Genomic DNA, 2,230 nt, shown 5'->3' with positions numbered 1-2,230 from the left:
TGGTGTGACGGCGTGCCTTTTGCATAATGAACCTACGAGTTACTTTTTCCGGCGAGGTTAAGGATTTCAGATCTGCAGCCGAAGCGAAAGCGAGTCTGAACAGGGCGTATAGTCGGAAGGAGTAGACGCGAAACCAAGTGATCTACCCTTGGGCAGGTTGAAGGATGGGTAACACCATCTGGAGGACCGAACCAATAAGCGTTGAAAAGCTTCTGGATGACCTGAGGGTGGGGGTGAAAGGCTAATCAAACTTGGAGATAGCTCGTACTCCCCGAAATGCATTTAGGTGCAGCCTTGACTTATACTGGCATGAGGTAGAGCGACTGATAAGATGCGAGGGCTTCACCGCCTATCAAGTCTTGACAAACTCCGAATGCGTGTCAGTTCTATGTCAGGAGTGAGGGCATGGGTGCTAAGGTCCATGTCCTAAAGGAGAACAATCCGGACCAACAGCTAAGGTCCCGAAATGAATACTAAGTTGAACTAACGAAGTCAGATTGCTAAGACAGCTAGGATGTTGGCTTGGAAGCAGCCATTCATTTAAAGAGTGCGTAACAGCTCACTAGTCGAGGAGTTTGGCGTGGATAATAATCGGGCATAAGTATTCTACCGAAGCTTTGGGATGAGAAATCATCGGTAGGGGAGCATTCCACTCTGCGTCGAAGGTGAAGCGCGAGCTTTGCTGGAGCGTGTGGAAAAGCAAATGTAGGTATAAGTAACGATAAAGGGGGTGGGAAACCCCCTCGCCGAAAGACTAAGGTTTCCTGATCAACGCTAATCGGATCAGGGTAAGTCGGGTCCTAAGGCTCAGCCGAACGGCGAGGCCGATGGCAGAACCGGTTAATATTCCGGTACTACCTGTGGGAGTGACGTGGAGACGGAGTCGTGACAGCGCCGCGGACTGACGGAATAGTCCGTTGAAGGGTGTAGATGCTGATTGTTCCAGGCAAATCCGGAGCAAGAGTCGAACCTGATAGTATGGAGCGTTCTTAGAACAATCCAATAGTGCGTGTAATCATACTTCCAAGAAAATCCGCTAAACTTAATCCTGCAGGTACCCGTACCGCAAACGGACACACGTAGTCGGGTTGAATATACTAAGGCGCTTGAGTGATTCACGGTTAAGGAACTAGGCAAACTGACCCTGTAACTTCGGGATAAAGGGTCCTCGCTTAACGGCGAGGCGCAGAGAATAGGTCCAGGCAACTGTTTAACAAAAACACAGGGCTGTGCAAAATTGAAAGATGAAGTATACAGCCTGACACCTGCCCGGTGCTGGAAGGTTAAGAGGAGATGTCATCGCAAGAGAAGCATTGAATTGAAGCCCCAGTAAACGGCGGCCGTAACTATAACGGTCCTAAGGTAGCGAAATTCCTTGTCGGGTAAGTTCCGACCTGCACGAATGGTGTAATGATCTGGACGCTGTCTCAACCGTGAGCTCAGTGAAATTGTAGTATCGGTGAAGATGCCGATTACCCGCGATGGGACGAAAAGACCCCGTGAACCTTTACTATAGCTTAACATTGAATTTGGGTAATTGATGTGTAGGATAGGCCGGAGGCTTTGAAGCGGGCACGCCAGTGTCCGTGGAGCCGCTGTTGAAATACGGCCCTTTGATTATTTGAGTTCTAACCCGTTGTTGCGGGGACACTGTTTGGTGGGTAGTTTGACTGGGGTGGTCGCCTCCAAAAGTGTAACGGAGGCTTCTAAAGGTGCCCTCACGACGATTGGTAACCGTCGGCAGAGTGTAATGGCATAAGGGCGCTTGACTGGGAGACTTACAAGTCGATCAGGTAGGAAACTAGAGCATAGTGATCCGGTGTTTCTGTATGGAAAGGACATCGCTCAAAGGATAAAAGGTACTCCGGGGATAACAGGCTGATCCCTCCCAAGAGCTCATATCGACGGAGGGGTTTGGCACCTCGATGTCGGCTCGTCACATCCTGGGGCTGGAGAAGGTCCCAAGGGTTGGGCTGTTCGCCCATTAAAGTGGCACGCGAGCTGGGTTCAGAACGTCGTGAGACAGTTCGGTCTCTATCTATCGTGGGCGCATGAAATTTGCGTGGCTCTGACACTAGTACGAGAGGACCGTGTTGGACTGACCTCTGGTTTACCGGTTGTGCCGCCAGGTGCATTGCCGGGTATCTAAGTCGGGATTGGATAAGTGCTGAAAGCATCTAAGTACGAAGCCAGCCACAAGATTAGATTTCTCAGGGTCGTTGTAGACTAC

Annotated in this window: 1 rRNA gene; it reads left to right on the top strand. The window is 50.4% G+C overall.

Annotation, left to right across the window (positions count from 1 at the left end):
• Nucleotides 1-2,230: ribosomal RNA gene (locus CSD97_RS18645) — 23S ribosomal RNA — on the top strand; the annotation flags it as partial.

It is taken from the genome of Bacteroides sp. AR29 (assembly GCF_900217715.1).
GTDB classification, from domain to species: domain Bacteria; phylum Bacteroidota; class Bacteroidia; order Bacteroidales; family Bacteroidaceae; genus Bacteroides; species Bacteroides uniformis.
The sequence above is the reverse complement of the archived record's forward strand: the minus strand, read 5'-3'. Positions and strand labels throughout refer to the sequence as shown.